The sequence below is a fragment of the Mesorhizobium wenxiniae genome (assembly GCF_002284535.1).
In the GTDB taxonomy this organism is placed as follows: Bacteria; Pseudomonadota; Alphaproteobacteria; order Rhizobiales; family Rhizobiaceae; genus Mesorhizobium; species Mesorhizobium wenxiniae.
On record NZ_NPKH01000023.1, the window covers coordinates 535,442 to 551,670 of the forward strand.

The window sequence follows — 16,229 nt, forward strand, 5'->3', positions numbered from 1 at the left end:
CTTTAGACGGACCCCAAAAGCCGGTCGAGAAAAGGCCGCTGGCCAATAAGCATCTTTTCCCGGGCCATATCGAGGCCGAACCACCCTGCGCGATCGATCTCCGGAAAGAATTGCATGCGGCCGCTGCGCGGTGGCCATTCCATCTCGAACATGTTGCTCCGCAAAGTGCCGGCGTCGAAATCGCCTTCGACGCCGAAGGCTGTAATAAGCTTGCCGCCGCGCTGGCGCAGCTCCCCCAACGCAAGCAGTGCTCCATCGAGCTCCCAGCCGGTTTCCTCCACGAATTCGCGACGTGCCGCAGCTTCCGGCTGTTCGTCATCACCATACTCGCCCTTTGCAATCGACCATGCGCCAAGATCGCGGCTTTGCCAGAACGGCCCGCCCGGATGAACAAGCAACACCTGCAGTTCGTTGCTCGATCTGCGGTAAGGCAGGATGCCCGCACTTCTTTTCGCCATGGCCTCAGCCTCTGCCATGCAGCATGCCGCAACAACGACAAAGCAGTTGCCGGCTTGGCGCAGCAGACGCTGTGCCAACGCCGCGCGCTGGAAAGCACGTCGCCAAAAATGGCTGTACGACAACCCGCTCGGTTCGATTTCGACCAGGCACGCCTAGTGTTCACCGATCTGCCGCGCGCTGCCGGCGATCTCGACGAAACGTCCAATATTGTCGGGCCGATCGGTTGGATTAGCTACCGGCTCGCCGAGCGCGAAAGAGAAGCTTCCGTTTGTTCGGCATTACTCAAGAATTCGTCGCGTTCGGCTATCCACAGATCCGCATAGTCGACATTCTGCCACTCGGCAAACCACGGACCACCGCTTGTATAGTGGACCGCCTTAGGTGTGCCATGCGTCGGCTTTTCGTTCCAACCTTCAAGCCAGTTCCACTCTACTGGCAGCGAGCCCAGGTCCTCATCGGCGACCCACTGCATTCGATGGAGGTAGGCACCGCTTTCGCGGTTCACGACCTCTGGCGTAAGCGATTTAACCGAAGGGTGCGCGCAGTTGAACAGCATCAGCGAGGACCAGTTTTTTCGTGGGTAGGATGTCTGGACCACGCCGTCCATCTTGGTAGTGGCCTTCGGCGTATAATCATGCTGGACGCAATAGACCGCCTTGTTCGACTTTGTGTATTCCAGCAAACCTGCGACGTCACCGAGCCACAGGAAGTCGCAATCGCAAAACAAAGCCCAACCCGTGTAGTCGGCGAGAAAAGGCGTGAGAAACCGCGTATAGGTGAACTCTGTTGACGCGAGTGGGTCTTTTTCCCTCCAATACAGTCCACGGGCACGCAGTTCGTCCTGTTTGATTGGAATGACGGAGACAGGCACCGAAGCGTTTTTAAGCAAAGAGTGCCGTGCTACGTCGTAGGCGATCGGCTCGCGGCTGTCCCATCCAACGAATACCCTAAACGCATCAGTCATATTCAGTACCTTGGCTCCAATTTCAAAACGGCCATACCCTAACTGTCTGGCAACAGCTCGGCAACAATGGTGCAGAAATTAGCCAGGACGATTTCTGAATCGCACGGATTTGCCTTTCACGCCGGTCCTGCTTTTTTCGGCGGATTTCCTCTCGCTGCCCAATGCGACAAGCGCCCATTTCTGATAGGTGTAGCTGGCTGAATAAGCGGCGACCATCGCGCCGGTCGAACCGTCCAGAAATCCCAGCTTGAAAACATAGCTGTTCATATAGGCCCAGACCGAGCGCAAAACCGCCTTGCTTATCGAGCTTCTTTTGCCCTCGGTAAGCAGCCGCGCCGCGGACGCTTCTGCGTATCGGCCGATCTTGTCATGCGCGTCTGCCAGGTCGGCGATGGAGTCATGCTCCATAGGATGGGACAATCGCGTAACCTTCCCATTCACCACAACTTTCTCGTGCACCGTGTCGTTGCTGAAGCGCCCGGACTGTCGACGGAAAAGCCGGAGCACCAGGTCGGGCGACCAGCCGCCATGGCGGACGATGTGCCCACAAAAGCGGGATCTTCTTGGTATTTCGAAGCCATCATAGCCTTTTGGGTTGGCGATAGCGGCTCTGATTTCTGCAGCGAGGGGTGGCTCGACCCACTCGTCGGCATCAAGCGAAAGGACCCAATCCCCTGTCGCCGCGGCCAGGGCACGGTTTTTTTGCGCGCCGAAACCGGGCCAATCGAGGGTAATCAGGACCTTGGCCCCGAGTCCACTGGCGATGTCCCTGGTTTGATCGGTGCTGTTGTTGTCGAGGACGACGATTTCGTCGGCAAAATGTACCGAGCGAAGGCAACGTGCAATGCACGCTTCCTCATTGCGGCTGATTATGATGACTGAGAGCGCCGGCACTGTCAGACGGTTCCGGCGTCAAAACTGCAACAGTTGTTCAAAGAAACTGGTCCCCCGGCCTGTTAGCACTCCGAGCGATACTAACGGATTCAAAAAAAATGTCGAAAATTATCTCAGGTCGAGACTTTCGTAGAGCGCTATCATTCTCCTGATCATGACGTTGAAATCGTAATGTTCGGCCGCCGCTCTGACCTTTGCCGCAGTCTCAGGCCGTGACGACAGCTGCAACGCACGGGCAAGCCCGGCGGCGAGGTCGTTTACGCTGGCTGCGTCGCAAACAAGCGTCGGCTCGAACCGATCGACCAGCTCGCGCGCGCCACACCCGGTGCTTACCACGGCGGGCAAGCCGCTGGCCATGGCTTCGATCACCACTGTGCCGAATGGGTCATAAATGGAAGGCAGCACGGCAATGTCGGCCGCGCCGTACCATGGCAACATATCTTTCTGCGGCCCCAACATCCTGAGCCTTGCGCCCAGACCCAGTCTGTCGCCGGCCTGTTTGAAGGCATTGGCGCGCGAATCATGGCCAATGACCCACACCTCCGGCTCACCGTCCAGCGTAGCGACAGCCTTCATCAATGGAAGAAGTCCTTTTCGCGCGAAACCCGAGCCGACAAACAGGACGACCGGCCTGTTATCGTCGACATCGAGCTGCGCGCGGACCGCGGCCCGATGCTGTTGGCGCAGCTCCAGGTTGAAGCGGTCCAGGTCAACCCCGTTGGGAACATGGTGCACACGTTCCGCCGGATAGTCGTAGTGACGGATAATGTCCTCAGCCACCATTTTCGAAATGGCAATCACAGCTTTAAGCCGTGGGCTGGCATAGGTTGTGCGTTCAAGACGCAGCGTCTGGCGATGAAAGGGACTCAGCGCCGTCGCTGCCCTGCCAAGCCGCGTCTCGAAACGACGCCGCTCGGCAAGGTAGGCGGCATGAACGCCTTCCCCGGCCCGGAAGACATCGCAGCACGGAAGACGATCGTTGCTCTGCACCAGGGCCGGTGGCATTTCGGCGATCTTGCGGCATGCGGCTCGGGCAAAGGACGTCGCCCGCAGGGAGCGGGGAAAGCGGCGGCCGGCACAATGGATGAATTCTATGCCTTCGTATCGCGGCCAGTCGCCGGACAGCACAGCCACCGGCCGTTGACGCGCGGCGAACGCCGCCATGATGTTTTCCAGCATGATCTCGCCTCCGCCAAAGGGCGCATAGCGCTGGCGTACGAACAGGATAGGCGTCTTCGGTTCCGCCTGAACCCGTTGATTATGCTGTGACAAATCCATGCGATCTCGCTACGCCGTTGAGCACTCCGGAACCGGCGGACTTTATAAATCACGCAGATGAGCGCGATTTGACCAGTTTGGCTATCCCCTGCACTGCTGGAGTGAAGATGTGGTTATCGCTAGGCAGTTATTCCATAATTTTCCATGATATTTTTGCAGTATAAAATTTCTTTTTTGGTAAGGTAGTCCTTATACCCGCCAACTACGCCGCGTCTAACTTTAAAACTATCGGAATCGGTGCTGTCTACCGTTCTTAAGCGGTGACCATAGCGCTCATCGCTTTGCCCAGAGGATTCCTTGTTTCTCATGGACTCAAATCGACCGACGTCAATTGCTTTCGTAATTTCCTCCTCGTCTGGTTCTGCATTTAACCATTTCGCGATTCGGCTAAGCTCGGAGGCGGCATCGCTGTGGAGCGTTTCGTATCGCGTGATCAACACATCGTCTCTTTCGCTTATTGCCGCCAGCCACATTGCATTGAAGCGGAGGGTCCTCTCGATACCAAACTGTGGGTCTCGTACAAAGCTCGACAAATCACCTTGAAATAGGCCGCGCCATGCTTCGCGTTTGGTGACATGAAAATATCCGGAAATTGTTGTGTCGATCGGATTGCGATGCAAAAAAATCAGGGGCCGCTTTCCCAAAAAAGCGTCGGCAGAGCGGAAATCTTTTCTGTGGAACGCGCTGCCGCCGTGGGTGTAATCGAGGCCGACGACAAGCTGATCAAGCATGACTCTTAACCATGTCCGCCCCGATTTGGGGTAGGAAATGCAAAGGCCTAAATTACTGGAATTTTCTTCTGCCTTCGGCTTGAGCCACCGCAGCAATTTCATGGTCACCCCGCAACATCCTATCGGCTGCCAATTGCATGGACTCGGCTTCCGGACTTTATGGCATGACCAGTCATCTCGATCAAACTTAGCCGATGAGCAACCACCTGTTTTTCGCGCCTCATCCACAAACGCTTCCAAATCGGGGCGGCGGTTGCGTCAACTGTAAATCACTGTTGCGGTAGATCAGGCAGTCGGTGCTGGCGCGCGGCGAAAACAGATTTGGGTCGATTGTCCACTGTTGCTTGCGGTTTTCCCAGCGGTGAGGCATTTAGAAAACTATTAGGAAAGAGCGGATGAACACCAGCACCCCCGACCTGTCGTATGAGATTCCCGTCCCGAAATCGAAGCAGACTCGTGGATTGAGGAAAATCGAACGCCAGTTGAGGCCGAAACTGCGGTCGCTTCGGTGGCGGGTTGTCGAGCAGGTTTTGAGCTGGCGCAATCCCGAGGCGTTGGCTTTTTACCGCAGAGCCATGGAAACCGCATATCTGCCTGACGACCTGATCGACGTAGTCCCGCAACTCAAGATCCTGTACCTCGCCACGCCAAAGGCGGCGAGTAGCCGCATTCGCAGCAACCTTGCAGCCATGATCGGAAACGACACCGTGTCGGGGTGGCGCAGCGACCAGAACTGGAAGGTGCACAACCGAAAGGCGTCGAACTTGCAGGCGCCTCGCCATGGCGTCCTGCAGTTCTATCGCATGGCCACCAGTCCGGAAGCCTTGCGATTTACCTTCGTTCGCAACCCCTATACCCGGCTGTTGTCGTGCTGGGCCGACCAATATCGCGACCGTCCGCTTGTGCCTGGTTATGGCAGGGTGGAGGTCTATTTAGCCTACCGCGAAATGGCTGATCCGGCGCTGCCTGTAGGTCCCGACAAGAGCCTGTCCTTTGCAGATTTCGTCGCCTTTGCCTGCACGACTTCCACATGGCGCATCGACAAGCATTGGCAGAGGCAAAGCGACATCATCGACCTTCCAGGTGTGGCGTTCGACCTCGTCGGCAAGACCGAGACTTTCGCACAGGATTTCGAACGGGTTCTCGATCATGTCGGTGCAAGCGACGAGATGCGACGCGCGGCGATGCCACCTCTGCACACCTCCTCGCGCCGCAGGCTTGCCGACTATTTCACGCCAGAACTGGCAGATACCATCTATCGCGCGTATGAGCGCGACTTCGATCAGTTTGGCTATCCGCGCGCGCTTCCAGAGTAAAGCGGTCTCGCGGCGGTCTCAAAGGTATCCGAACGCCTGCATCAGGGGCTTCCCACGCCCCTCGGTAAGCTCCATCAATTCCTGCTGACCCAGTTCGGTTTTCCAGCGGCCGCGGCCATCATAAATTGGCTGGTTCACTTGCTGGTTGCGCAATGCGGCATGTTGGGGTTGCGCATTAAGTGTGAACCATCGTTGCGGGTTCCGATGATAGTCGAGCAGACTCTGATCGAACGACAATCCCAGGAAGGTGCAGATCTTTTCGACGGTCGCTTCCGGGTCATCGACAAGATCTTCGTAGCGGTAAATCAGGACGTCCGTGCTGCCGCGCTCGGCAAGGACCATTGTGTTGTCCGAAATCCAGCGGTCCAGACTCGCGGTCGCATCGCCAAGCCGCCTTGTCAGCGAAGCAACGGTATCGCGCCCATCGCGTACCGGCATCACGAACTTCGCGCCCGGCACCAGGCGTCGTATCCGGTCGACACGTCTGATATGACGCGGTGTCTTTTCAAGCAGCACCGACTTGCCCGCTCCAATGGCCGCCCGTTTCAGCTTGGAGTAGCGATACAGCGCAAGTGGAGCCCATTTGAAGAACACGTTTGTTTCTTCGAATGGCAAAAAGACATCGGCATGCGAGGCAAGAATCGTAGCTATCAGCGTGGTGCCGCTATGTCCGCATCCGCAGACAAAGCCGGTGCATCGGATCAATTCACACCTGCCCTGTCGTCGGCATAAGATATGCCATGCCGCTGAAAGGCTTCATCGAGCCGCTTCCAGTAATCAAGCCGCGCAAGCACATTGTCACAAAAGGCAATATCATCCGCGCCAAGGTAGTCCAAATAACCACCGACCTTACCTTTTCGAACCTTGAAGCTTTCCGGGTCGTCAGGATTGCGCGGTTGCAATCTCCCGCCATAGCGCGCACCCAGCTCTCCTGAGATTTCAGATTGCTGCATTCGTTTGAACGATCTGCTGACGGCAACATCGGCAAGCTGGGACTCCTCAAAGGATTTTCCCAAGAATTTTCCGATGCTGCGCAATGCGTCGTTTGTATCCCGCTGCACATCTTCATAGCGCAGAAGCGCAATCTTTCGCATGTGACTTGCGGCTGCAAACCACTGCAGGTTGAAAAGGGCAATCTTCTCGACACCGTGTTTGGGGCTTCTTATACAATCGCCCATCGGACCTGCCTCCAGCCCATGGCGTTTGTTGACCTGAAAATATCCAGATACCGCAGTGTCGCGGGGGTCTCGCGTCAGGAATAGAATCCGTTGGCGTTTGTAGCGAGATTTGTCGGGGCTTATCTGCGCAATGTCACGCAGATCCTTGTGGTCGGAACCGTCATGCGTGTAAGCCGCATCGACGCCCAGATCGTCAAGCATTACGCGCAGCCAGGTCCGCCCGGATTTGGGAAACGAGACGACAAGGAGGGGCGGCTTTCTTGCAAAAAAGTTGGAAAACAAACTCAACTTGCGGACTCCGATTGCGGGCACTTTGATCGAGCAGATCAGCGATTGTAAATATCGATTAAGGCATTGGCGATCCGTTGCGAAGCCGGCACCTTTGGATCAATCGACAGATTGGCATTGAGGAAGTCCCGGCTTTGCTCAAAATAAGTCGGCCTTGACCTGACCGCAGCGCGGATATCCTCGACGAGGTCATGCTCCGACAATGTTGGTTTGAAAGCGCCCATAGGGCTGTCGAACTCGACCATGGGAGAAACCAGCGGAAACAGCACCACCGGAATGCCGCAGGCGATTGCTTCGTAAACAGTGGTGCTTGGGCGCGTTACGAGCGCCAGAGCCTCCGGGAGCAGCTGTGCGAAATCCAGGGTCGATTTGTTCGGCAAATCGACTTTTGCGAACATCGTGGGGTGGACGCTGACGACATAGGCAAGGCCGAGTTTCGCACATGCGCCTGCCACGGCTTCAATCGCTTGGCGATCTGCGGGCTTTTCGATATCCCCCTTGAAGTTCACCAGCACAAAAAGCCCTTCATCGTGCCTGGCGCCAGCACCTTCGACGGCACGCTCAATTACCGGGGAGCCGACAACGTATGTCGGCTGGCGTCTTTGCTGCAGCGCCGCTGGTCCCATCGACAGGATGTAGTCAGCTCTCACAAATCGATGCGGCTGCAGCAGTCGCGCACCGCCGATCAGCCCGACCACACGGACCATGCCGAAGTTAATGGAGTCTATGAATCGCCTAAAGAATTGCGGCGCATAGTCATTTCCAGTCACCAGCATGTCGCCGGGTCTGATCATCCGCTCGAGCTCGGCAAAGCCGATATGCGATATTCCCCGGGCGTTGAGTTCAGGTCGCGCTACGCCGCCGCGTTTCAATCCATCGAGATGCGCGAACACGCAGCGGATGCCGCGGTCAACCAGAATTTCTGCCGCGTCAGCCAGCAGCCGAACATTGTTGCGGTTGTGTGGGACGAAGTAGACAGTCCTCGTTGCTGCCCTGCCGCGGGCGTAGATACGCCCGCGCTTGAACAGATTTCCTGGATGAACAACCCGGTACGCGGCGAGGAGCCGCTGCACAAAGCCTTCGCTGACAGGAGAAGCCGCCTTGGTTCTCGACCTACCCAAAGATATGCATCGCCTCTTATCCGTAAAATTCAGAACGGCCGCCCCGCCGGGTAGTTTACAATGCTCTTGCCGTCAAGAAAGGCGCTTGACCACTTCGCCGGTTTGGACCTGCCTGGCACACTCGCGATGCCTTGCGTGGTGGATTCAAACAGTGCTGATGAGTAAGCCCATGTGGTTTTGTGCGTCTTCCATCACCGCGGCCCAAGGCCTTTCCCGTTTCGAGACCAGCACGGCGGAAGGATAGTAGGGTGTGCAATCGCCCTCGACCGGCCAGGAACGTTTGAACCCATCGCCAAGGATAAAGACCGACGGGATGCCGAGCGCGCCCGCCAGATGCGCCCCGGTATTGCTGATGGTGACCACGGCGTCCATCGCGGCAACCTGCGCCGCGAATAGGTCCATGTCGACAAGTTGGTCGATTGATCCGTCATGGAGAATACGCGCGAGCTCGCCATCGGTCAGGATCTTCAGGTCGGACTCGACCTGGCCATATTGCAGCGAAACGAACCGGAGGTCCGGACGGCTGATAAGCCCGCGCCATGCCGTAAGTGGCGGCAGGTCTTTGCCAGGATTGGAGCTGCCCCATGCGATGCCGACCAACGGCCGGCCATCCTTCCGATAGCGAGCGCGAAGTTCATCGACCCGCGCCGGGTCCGGCTTCAGCGGGATGAAATTCTCCCGGATCGTGGTCTCATCTGTCTCGAACACGGCAGTCAGATGCTGAACGCCCGCAAAGGCCTGCGCCTCGCCATAGGCGGCCTTGTTCCCCTGACCGACAGCTCGCACATCGGCGGCGGGAAATGTCCGCTGAAAGAGCGGCACCAACCGGTGCTCGACCAGGACGATCAAACGAGCGGCCCGGGCGAGCGCGCGGCCGACGGAACTCGCATGATGGATCGCGGTGGCCAGACCCTGCTTTTCGGTCTCCATCAGATCGACGAGCAGGACCTGGTCCGAGATATCCTGGCCGAGCCATTCGCCGTTGACGCGGCCTTCAACGATGTGACGCCGGGCGATTTTCAGCTCCGCCGCCGGGCCGTAGGCGCCCATCCGCATCAGCGCCTTGCTAAGCTCGTCGAGCAGGCGAACCTCGCCCCGCGACTTCGCAATCGACCCCAGGGCCAGCGCTTTCGGCAGTGCGGCAGACCAATCGCGCGCCTCGATGCTTCGCCGATAATCCGCCATCTGATCGGCAATGTCGCCATCACGCCAGCGAAGGAAAAGCTGCCGCCGATGGCGACGGAACCAGACCTTGTACTTATAGCCTGCAAGCGCGACACCGCGGCGGAACCGGCGAAGGAGTTGGCTACCGGCCATCACCAACTCCACTGATGATTTGCATAACCCGTCCACCTGCTTCCTGCATTGCGGACGCCCATGCCTGACCGCCCTTCCGAACCAGTCGAACGCTTGGATATGTGGCTACGGTCTCGCCGAAGGCAGGCCACGACAGCCGAAACCCATCGTCGAGCATGACGACAGTCGGAACGCCAAGCGCTCCCGCCAGATTGGCGCCGGTGTTGCTGATCGTCACCACCGTATTGAGCGCCGCGATTTGCGCGGCAAAGCGGTCCATATCCGACAACTGGTCGACGGAGGCGTCATGGATGATGCGTCCCGGCGCCCAGCGTTCGAATTGGGCGAGCGCTGGCCCGACATCGCCATACTGCATACTGATGAAACGTCCCGGCAGATTGCCGAGCAGCGCCCGCCAATCATCCAGAGCCGGCAGGTCCTTGCTCTTGTTCAGGCTTCCCCAGGCGAAGCCGATCAGAGGCCCCGGGCCGCGAGCGAGATAGGTGCTGCGTAGCTCGGCGACCAGTCGGCGGTCCGGCTCCAAGGGGAGGAAGGGCGCGCGTGCTGTCGGCTCATCCGGCCAGAAGTGCTTCGCCAGTGTCTCGAAGCAGGCGAAAACGTCGGCGTCCGTCGCCGCCACCTCCCCTTCTCCTTCTAGCCTGACATCGAGCCCAGGATATGTTCTGCGATAAAGTGGCGCGAGTCGCGGCTCGACCAAAACGGTGCATCGTTCGGCAGCTGCGACCACCGGCCCAAGCAGCGACGCGAACTGGAAGAAGATTGCAAGATCGCCTTCGCGCCGCTCGACGGCAAGCCTGCGACCCGCAAGATCACTGCCATCCCATTCGGGCCGGCCGGGCACTTGCTTGCTCGACGCGATCAACTGCCACGCACGATTCCCGCCGCCGAGACGTCTCAGTCCACGCCCGGCTTTTTTGACAAGCCCGGGATCGCCAAGCTGCTCACCGAGCAGGCCGAGTGCCAGCGCATGATCCCGGGCCGCCTGCCAGTCACGCCGCTCGACACTCTGCGCCATCAGGCTCATATGTCGTTCGACGCTTTCGTCAGCGTGGCGCGAGGGACGCTTAAAAAACTTCTTTGCTCGATCAAGAACCTTCTGCAGCCGCTTGCCGTCAACACCTTGCGGGCGCAGGTCGGCGGCTTTTGCCTTTTCAAGGATGGATCGTCTGCTCGGCACAGCGACCTCAACTATCGCTAGACGGCGTCGAACGCACCGTCAGGATCGACGAGAGCCGCCGGCCGACGTCGTCGAGCACCACCGGCCACGGGCGTCCTTCCTTGCGAATGACGAGCCCCTTCGGATACCAGGGCGTTCGATCGCCAATCACTGGCCATGCTGTCTGAAACTTGTCGTCGATCAGGAAAATGGTCGGAACACCGAGTGCTCCGGACAGATGGGCCGCCGTATTGCTGATCGTTACGACCGCATCGAGTGCGGCGACCTGGGCGGCGAAACGGTCCATATCAATCATCTGGTCGACACTGTCATCATAGATAAGCCGCGTATCATTGCCGTTGCGCAGGCGCCGCAGCGCCGGCTTGATCTGTCCGTATTGGAGAGAAACGAACGTCGCTTGTGTCTGGGCGATAAACCGTGCCCATTCGGGGAAATCAGGGACGTCCTTGGTGTGTGATTTGCTGCCCCAGGACAGACCCACCAGTGGTAGATCCGTCATCGAGCGATAGCGCTTGCGGAATGTCTGGACGAGTTCAGGATCTACCCGCAGTGGCACGAAATCGGCGGCAAGTCTTTCGGCATCGCGGCCGAAAACCCAGGCGAGATTTTCGAAGGTCGCAAATTTGTCACCAACGACATTCTGCTGCGCTGGAACCACGGTCGCATTCGGGAACGTCCGCTGCAGAAGCGATACGAGGCGCGGCTCGACCCGAATTGTCGCGCTTTGCGCACATCCAGCGGCGGCGCCGGCCAGTCGCGCATGGCGGATAACCCGGCCAAGACTGCGAGGATCATCCTCTACAAGATCGATCAGCAGTGTATTCGAACCGAGGTCTTCTCCGGTCCACTCATTGGCACCTTCCCCTTTTCGTTGCCGGCGAGCGGAAAGCCGAAGCTCGGCCGCCCGCGCGAAGTTGCCCAGCCGTTCGAACGCCTGGCCTGCCTTCTGCATCAACTCCGGGTCGCGGACACGCTCGGCCATGATGGCCATTTGATTGGTACTTGCTTCAAGGCCTGTCCAGTCCCTGCGCGCGATCAGCGCGTCGACCTTGGCCTGCTGCTCAAGAACGGAACGAGGCTTGGAGCCGGTATACAGCGCCCGCACGGCCTTTGTGTATCGGCGCAACTGCAGGCCCAATCCACCTATCACATACCGGATGTAGGAACCGTGGTAAAAACTGGTCATCGGCCTTCAGCGCAATACGCTCTGCCGCAGCGTTTCGCCGCCTTCGACGATTGGAGCGGACGCTTCCAAATGGAAGATCGAGCGATAGATTTCGCTGCGCATGGCGAGTTCGTCATGGGTCCCGGAGTCCGCAAGCATACCAGCGTCAAATACCAGGATGCGATCGGCCGCCTTGATGGTTGAAAGCCTGTGCGCAATGCAGATCACAGTGCGCTGAAATGCATTGTCGAACGCAGCCTCCATGACCGCCCGTTCGTTTTCGCCGTCGAGCGCGGATGTTGCTTCATCGTAGACAATCACCGGAGCATTTTTGAGTAGGGCGCGCGCGATGGCAACGCGTTGTTTCTGCCCGCCCGACAGATTGGTGCCGCTCGGACCCACCAGCGTGTCGAGCCCGTTTTCCAGGCTCGAAGCAAAGCTTGTGACCCGGGCGAGGTCCGCCGCGGACTCGATTTCCTGATCGCTGGCGTTCGGGCGTCCGTCGCGAATGTTGTCACGGATCGAGCCTTCGAACAGGAAAACATCCTGTGAAACCAGGGCGATATTGTCGCGAACGTCGGCCAGGCTGATCTTCGTAATGTCCTTTCCGTCGAGGAGAATCCTGCCCCTGTCCGGCTCTATCAGGCGCAGGATCAGATTGACGATGGTCGTTTTGCCGGCGCCGGAGCGGCCGGCGATCGCCAGCTTCTCACGAGGTCGGACCTCGAAGGAAACGCCGTGCAGCGCAGGGCTATTCCCTTCATAGGAGAAGGCCACATCTTCAAAACGGAGGCCGCCCTCGACATCGGTGAGGTGCTCGCCCGCGGTTGCGAGTTGTCGCTGTTCGGGCGTGTCGATCAAATCAAACATCTGCCCGACGGCCACCATTTGCTTCTGGATGTCGACATTGACCCGGGCCAGCCGCTTGGCGGGTTCATAGGCAAGCATAAAGGCGGTTATGAAGGCCATAAATTCGCCCGGCGTCTTGCCGTTGCCGAGGGTCTGCCAACTGGCGTAAATAATGAAAAGGCCAATGATGAAGCCGCCGCCTGTCTCCATCAATGGACTCATCAACGCCGATGTGCGGTTGATCTGGATGCCGCGCCTTTCCATCTTGCGGACGGCCTTCGCGAAGCTGGCGGCCGCCTTGTCTTCAAGTTGGAAGGACTTGATGGTGCGGATACCTTCGACGGCTTCCGTGCCGATCGACTGGACCAGTGCTGCCAACTCCGTCTCGCCCCTTGCCAGCGCCTTGAGCTTCCTGGTTATCGCGCCCACCGATAGGAATAGCAGGGGTAGAACCGCCACCGATATCAGCGACATCATTGGATCCTGCTTGACCATGACGCTTGCCAGGGCAATCAGCTTCAGCACATCGGAGACGGTGCTGCTCGTGAGGGTGAGAATAACGGCGGCCCCGGCGCGCGCGTTGAACATGATCTTGGAGACGAATTTCGCCGGATGCTGGTTAGCGAAGCGGTTGATGTCGAAACGCACCATTCGGGAAAACTGGCGGTTTTGAAGGTCCGAAACGATAGCCCGGCGAACCTTCCCCGTTGTGATGGTCTGGCAGTAGTCGGCGATCCCCTTGACCAGGAAAATGCCCACAATCACGGCGCTAATACCCCATGCGGCGGCAGCGTTCCGTTCTACATAAATGCTATTGATCATGACACTCATGATCCAGGCCGTTGCGCCGGTCGCCGCCGCAGCGACGATTGAACACAGCAAACCGGTGAGATACAGCTTTATGTGCGGCGGCAGGTTCTCCACGATCAGGCGCTTGACCAGCGGGTATGCCAGGGCCGCTGAAATTCGTTTCTTTGCGCTCATTCCGTTTCCCGATGCGATGTATCGTTCTCTGACGACCCTCGCTCCTGTCGATCCATGAAAATTTTTCTCGGCGCCGTCACACATGCGCCAAACTGGTACCTGACGTCTGACTTCGTTCGAAGTTATAGTCAATCTTGAATCCTCCTGATTGCGGCTAGCGGCGAAGCGGACTAAGTGTCGGGCATTGCTGTCGGCGGCCGGCTATGGAGATCATGGAGCCATTGTGACATTGCTAGAGCGAGTTCGACGAAAGTATTTTCGGCTCCGCCACCAACTCGGATACATTAAACCTATTCGTTTGATGGCATCGAACAAGTCAAATACGAAGTATGAAGACTTTGTCAGCTCTGGAACCATTACAATCCGCAAAAACTCAATATTCACTTCTGACGATATATTCTTTACGATGGGGAGTTGCTTCGCGCAGGAGATTCGACGTGCATTGACAAGCAGACAGATCGCATGCGTTCCGTCTTACAGAAATATCAGCTTCGACCCGACGCAGGCCATTGTAGATGAGCTGCCTCGGCAGGAGCATATGAACTTCTACAACACCTTCACTGTTCGCCTTCAGGTCGAGCAAATGCTTGGGTTATGGGATCAGGCCCATGACGACTGGTGGCAGGTGAAGAAACGTGCGCCTTGGGGCCCAATCTGCTTTCAGGACCCGTACCGCCGCGGCATCTTCGCCAAATCTCCGCAAGTTCTCAGAGAGGTGGTCGAGAGCATAAATGGAGAGATGCGGGTTGGCTTCGATGCAGCCACGGCATTCATATTCACCTTCGGAATGACTGAGGTCTTCATCAACAAATCCAATGGCAAAGCAGCAGCACAGAAACCGCTTTATCGTGGCGGAGGCGGAATGCAGGAAACGACGCTTCACGTCAGCGGCTTTCAGGAAAACTACGCCAACGTGATGGCTACCGTGGACATGGTCCGTCAACACAAACCCGATGCACCGATAATTCTCACAGTCTCACCGGTTGCATTGGCTCGGACGTTTCAAGACATGGATGTCGTCACTGCGAGCACTGAAGGCAAGTCCGTTCTTCGGGCTGTGCTTGGTCAAGTCTGCCGGGAACGGGACAATGTCCATTACCTTCCCTCATTCGAGCTTGTCACCTATAGAGGCCTTGCTCGTAGCTATAGAGAGGATTTACGGCACGTGGAAAAATCGGTCGTCGACGAGATCGTTGAACAGTTTTTCAATGCATACTTTTCTCCGTCGCAGGCGTCATCACGCGGGAATTGACACCCCGTGCCTTGCCGCCGTGACATTCCTCACTTGATGTCTATGGAGAGTAGCCGCAGCCATTCAGCGCTAGCTTGCCTTTACGACAATCGCCTGCCCCGTTGGAAGCTCGATGATGCCTTCCGGGCGGTTTTCAAAGAATTCATCAAAGGCCTTTCGGGCTCCAGGACAGAGCGCAGAGCCGTAGTCGTCACATATGATCATGCCATTCGCGCACACCCGATCGTAGAAGAAGGCAAGCGCGTCACGTGTCGGCTCGTATAGATCGACGTCAATGTGGACCAGGGCGAAACGCCGGTCGGATACGCTGGAAAAGGTTTCTGGTATCCACCCCACATGAAAAGTGGTGTTGCTGAAGCCGGAAATATTCTCCCTGGCTATCTTCTCGTCGGTGCTGAGATCGCCGGACTTCCATGGCGTTCGGCCGTTTGGCTTGCGATCCTCTGCGGTTGGTTCGGAGAGGCCAGCGAACGAGTCGAAAAGGTGGTAGTCCCGTGGCCGAAGATCGCTCATCAGCATGAACATCGTCGACCGGCCTTGCCTTACGCCGCATTCGGCCACATCGCCATCGATACGCTCGATCGATCGCAAGCAGCTTTGCAGGACGAAAGCCCGGGGATCCGGAATCCCGCGGATGTTTTTGACCCGTTGCAGCGCCTTTCGGAAAAATGGCTGGTCCTTCCAGATCATATGACTGGAATAAACATAGAAGCCGTATTTATCGGCCTGCTTCTGAGAGACCTTATACCAAGCCACGCCTCTGCGTTTCTTCGAAACAACAGCGAGTGCCATATCTCTTAATTTCATCGGTACCAGCATTTTCGGTATGTTCGTAAAACGGGCGGAATCGAAAGCTCTGCCGGCATTGACGCGGAATGAAGTCGAGTTCCGGCTGCAGGACATGGGCTTCTCGAGCGCGCAAGAAAGCACTTTCCGGTGCCCGTAATAAGGCAACGTCAAGGTTGGAACGTGCATGGGGTGCGACTCAAGATCACGGGCCACGTGCCTGGGCCGGTCCGGAAACAGTCAAACCCCCGGGCTGTCGGAGTTATCCCACTGCCCGGCTTGCGCTGCGCGCGCCGCGAGTGATGGCGCCTGCGGCAGATACCCATCGAAAAGCTCAGGGATCGCGCTTCGCGGCAGCAGGCAGCCCCACAAAATCGATCGTGGCGGAGGAAGACCTAGGTATCAATGAAGCGGGAATCGAAAGGCTGGCTGGCGCATTCCTCCCATTCTCGGGCGCGGGTGCGCCAGGT

15 protein-coding genes are annotated in these 16,229 nt (G+C 57.8%); 2 read left to right on the forward strand and 13 right to left on the reverse strand.

The genetic code is table 11. From position 1 onward, the window contains the following. Positions 1-2: 2 nt before the first annotated feature. From CIT31_RS19055 to CIT31_RS19075, 5 genes are all read right to left on the reverse strand, one after another. A complete protein-coding gene (locus CIT31_RS19055; protein WP_095519954.1) occupies positions 3-458 on the reverse strand; it encodes an NUDIX hydrolase in 456 nt (151 codons plus the stop codon). A gap of 233 nt (positions 459-691) precedes the next feature. Continuing rightward, positions 692-1,423, reverse strand: coding sequence for a glycosyltransferase (locus CIT31_RS19060; protein WP_065007945.1), 732 nt, complete (start codon positions 1,421-1,423; stop codon positions 692-694). A gap of 78 nt (positions 1,424-1,501) precedes the next feature. Beyond that, a complete protein-coding gene (locus CIT31_RS19065) occupies positions 1,502-2,317 on the reverse strand; it encodes a glycosyltransferase family 2 protein (RefSeq protein WP_206073388.1) in 816 nt (271 codons plus the stop codon). Between the two features lie 108 nt (positions 2,318-2,425). Next, positions 2,426-3,595 (reverse strand): glycosyltransferase family 4 protein, encoded by a 1,170-nt coding sequence (locus CIT31_RS19070; protein ID WP_095519854.1) that lies wholly within the window; start codon positions 3,593-3,595, stop codon positions 2,426-2,428. A gap of 119 nt (positions 3,596-3,714) precedes the next feature. Next, complete coding sequence (locus tag CIT31_RS19075) at positions 3,715-4,428, reverse strand: sulfotransferase domain-containing protein (protein ID WP_095519855.1); 714 nt, start codon at positions 4,426-4,428, stop codon at positions 3,715-3,717. Between the two features lie 293 nt (positions 4,429-4,721). Here CIT31_RS19075 and CIT31_RS19080 point away from each other — a divergent pair, with 293 nt between their 5' ends. Beyond that, entirely contained in the window at positions 4,722-5,642 is a 921-nt protein-coding gene (locus tag CIT31_RS19080; protein ID WP_095519856.1) for a sulfotransferase family 2 domain-containing protein, read from the forward strand. Positions 5,643-5,660: 18 nt separating this feature from the next. Here the strand turns inward: CIT31_RS19080 and CIT31_RS19085 are convergent, their stop codons facing one another. The 7 genes from CIT31_RS19085 to CIT31_RS19120 form a co-directional block, all read right to left on the reverse strand. Further along, positions 5,661-6,347 (reverse strand): sulfotransferase family protein, encoded by a 687-nt coding sequence (locus CIT31_RS19085; protein WP_029355976.1) that lies wholly within the window; start codon positions 6,345-6,347, stop codon positions 5,661-5,663. After that, a complete protein-coding gene (locus tag CIT31_RS19090) occupies positions 6,344-7,108 on the reverse strand; it encodes a sulfotransferase domain-containing protein (protein WP_133116186.1) in 765 nt (254 codons plus the stop codon). Before CIT31_RS19090 ends, CIT31_RS19085 begins: the two co-directional genes overlap by 4 nt. 38 nt (positions 7,109-7,146) lie before the next feature. Next, the gene (locus CIT31_RS19095; protein WP_133116187.1) at positions 7,147-8,181 is read right to left on the reverse strand and encodes a hypothetical protein; all 1,035 of its coding nucleotides are present in this window, start codon (positions 8,179-8,181) and stop codon (positions 7,147-7,149) included. Between the two features lie 192 nt (positions 8,182-8,373). Beyond that, a complete protein-coding gene (locus CIT31_RS19100) occupies positions 8,374-9,546 on the reverse strand; it encodes a glycosyltransferase family 9 protein (protein WP_095519859.1) in 1,173 nt (390 codons plus the stop codon). Further along, positions 9,536-10,723: a hypothetical protein gene (locus CIT31_RS19105; RefSeq protein WP_133116188.1), complete on the reverse strand. Its 1,188-nt coding sequence runs from the start codon at positions 10,721-10,723 to the stop codon at positions 9,536-9,538. Before CIT31_RS19105 ends, CIT31_RS19100 begins: the two co-directional genes overlap by 11 nt. Positions 10,724-10,730: 7 nt before the next feature. After that, positions 10,731-11,909, reverse strand: a complete 1,179-nt coding sequence (locus CIT31_RS19115) for a hypothetical protein (protein ID WP_095519862.1) — start codon at positions 11,907-11,909, stop codon at positions 10,731-10,733. 6 nt (positions 11,910-11,915) lie between these two features. After that, positions 11,916-13,721, reverse strand: coding sequence for an ABC transporter ATP-binding protein (locus tag CIT31_RS19120; protein WP_165778499.1), 1,806 nt, complete (start codon positions 13,719-13,721; stop codon positions 11,916-11,918). A 223-nt stretch (positions 13,722-13,944) separates the two neighbouring features. Between CIT31_RS19120 and CIT31_RS19125 the strand changes: the two genes are divergently transcribed. Then, the gene (locus CIT31_RS19125; protein WP_133116189.1) at positions 13,945-14,973 is read left to right on the forward strand and encodes a GSCFA domain-containing protein; all 1,029 of its coding nucleotides are present in this window, start codon (positions 13,945-13,947) and stop codon (positions 14,971-14,973) included. Between the two features lie 69 nt (positions 14,974-15,042). On the opposite strand, the gene CIT31_RS19130 is transcribed toward CIT31_RS19125, so the two are convergent. Next, positions 15,043-15,948, reverse strand: coding sequence for a TylF/MycF/NovP-related O-methyltransferase (locus tag CIT31_RS19130; RefSeq protein WP_095519865.1), 906 nt, complete (start codon positions 15,946-15,948; stop codon positions 15,043-15,045). Positions 15,949-16,229 lie beyond the last annotated feature (281 nt).

Excerpts from the sequence above, each read along its gene's own strand:
- CIT31_RS19075 (WP_095519855.1), bottom strand. The coding sequence starts at position 4,428 with ATGAAATTGCTGCGGTGGCTCAAGCCGAAGGCAGAAGAAAATTCCAGT.
- CIT31_RS19130 (WP_095519865.1), bottom strand. The coding sequence starts at position 15,948 with ATGCACGTTCCAACCTTGACGTTGCCTTATTACGGGCACCGGAAAGTG.
- CIT31_RS19070 (WP_095519854.1), bottom strand. The coding sequence starts at position 3,595 with ATGGATTTGTCACAGCATAATCAACGGGTTCAGGCGGAACCGAAGACG.
- CIT31_RS19115 (WP_095519862.1), bottom strand. The coding sequence starts at position 11,909 with ATGACCAGTTTTTACCACGGTTCCTACATCCGGTATGTGATAGGTGGA.
- CIT31_RS19100 (WP_095519859.1), bottom strand. The coding sequence starts at position 9,546 with ATGGCCGGTAGCCAACTCCTTCGCCGGTTCCGCCGCGGTGTCGCGCTT.
- CIT31_RS19120 (WP_165778499.1), bottom strand. The coding sequence starts at position 13,721 with ATGAGCGCAAAGAAACGAATTTCAGCGGCCCTGGCATACCCGCTGGTC.
- CIT31_RS19055 (WP_095519954.1), bottom strand. The coding sequence starts at position 458 with ATGGCGAAAAGAAGTGCGGGCATCCTGCCTTACCGCAGATCGAGCAAC.
- CIT31_RS19080 (WP_095519856.1), top strand. The coding sequence starts at position 4,722 with ATGAACACCAGCACCCCCGACCTGTCGTATGAGATTCCCGTCCCGAAA.
- CIT31_RS19060 (WP_065007945.1), bottom strand. The coding sequence starts at position 1,423 with ATGACTGATGCGTTTAGGGTATTCGTTGGATGGGACAGCCGCGAGCCG.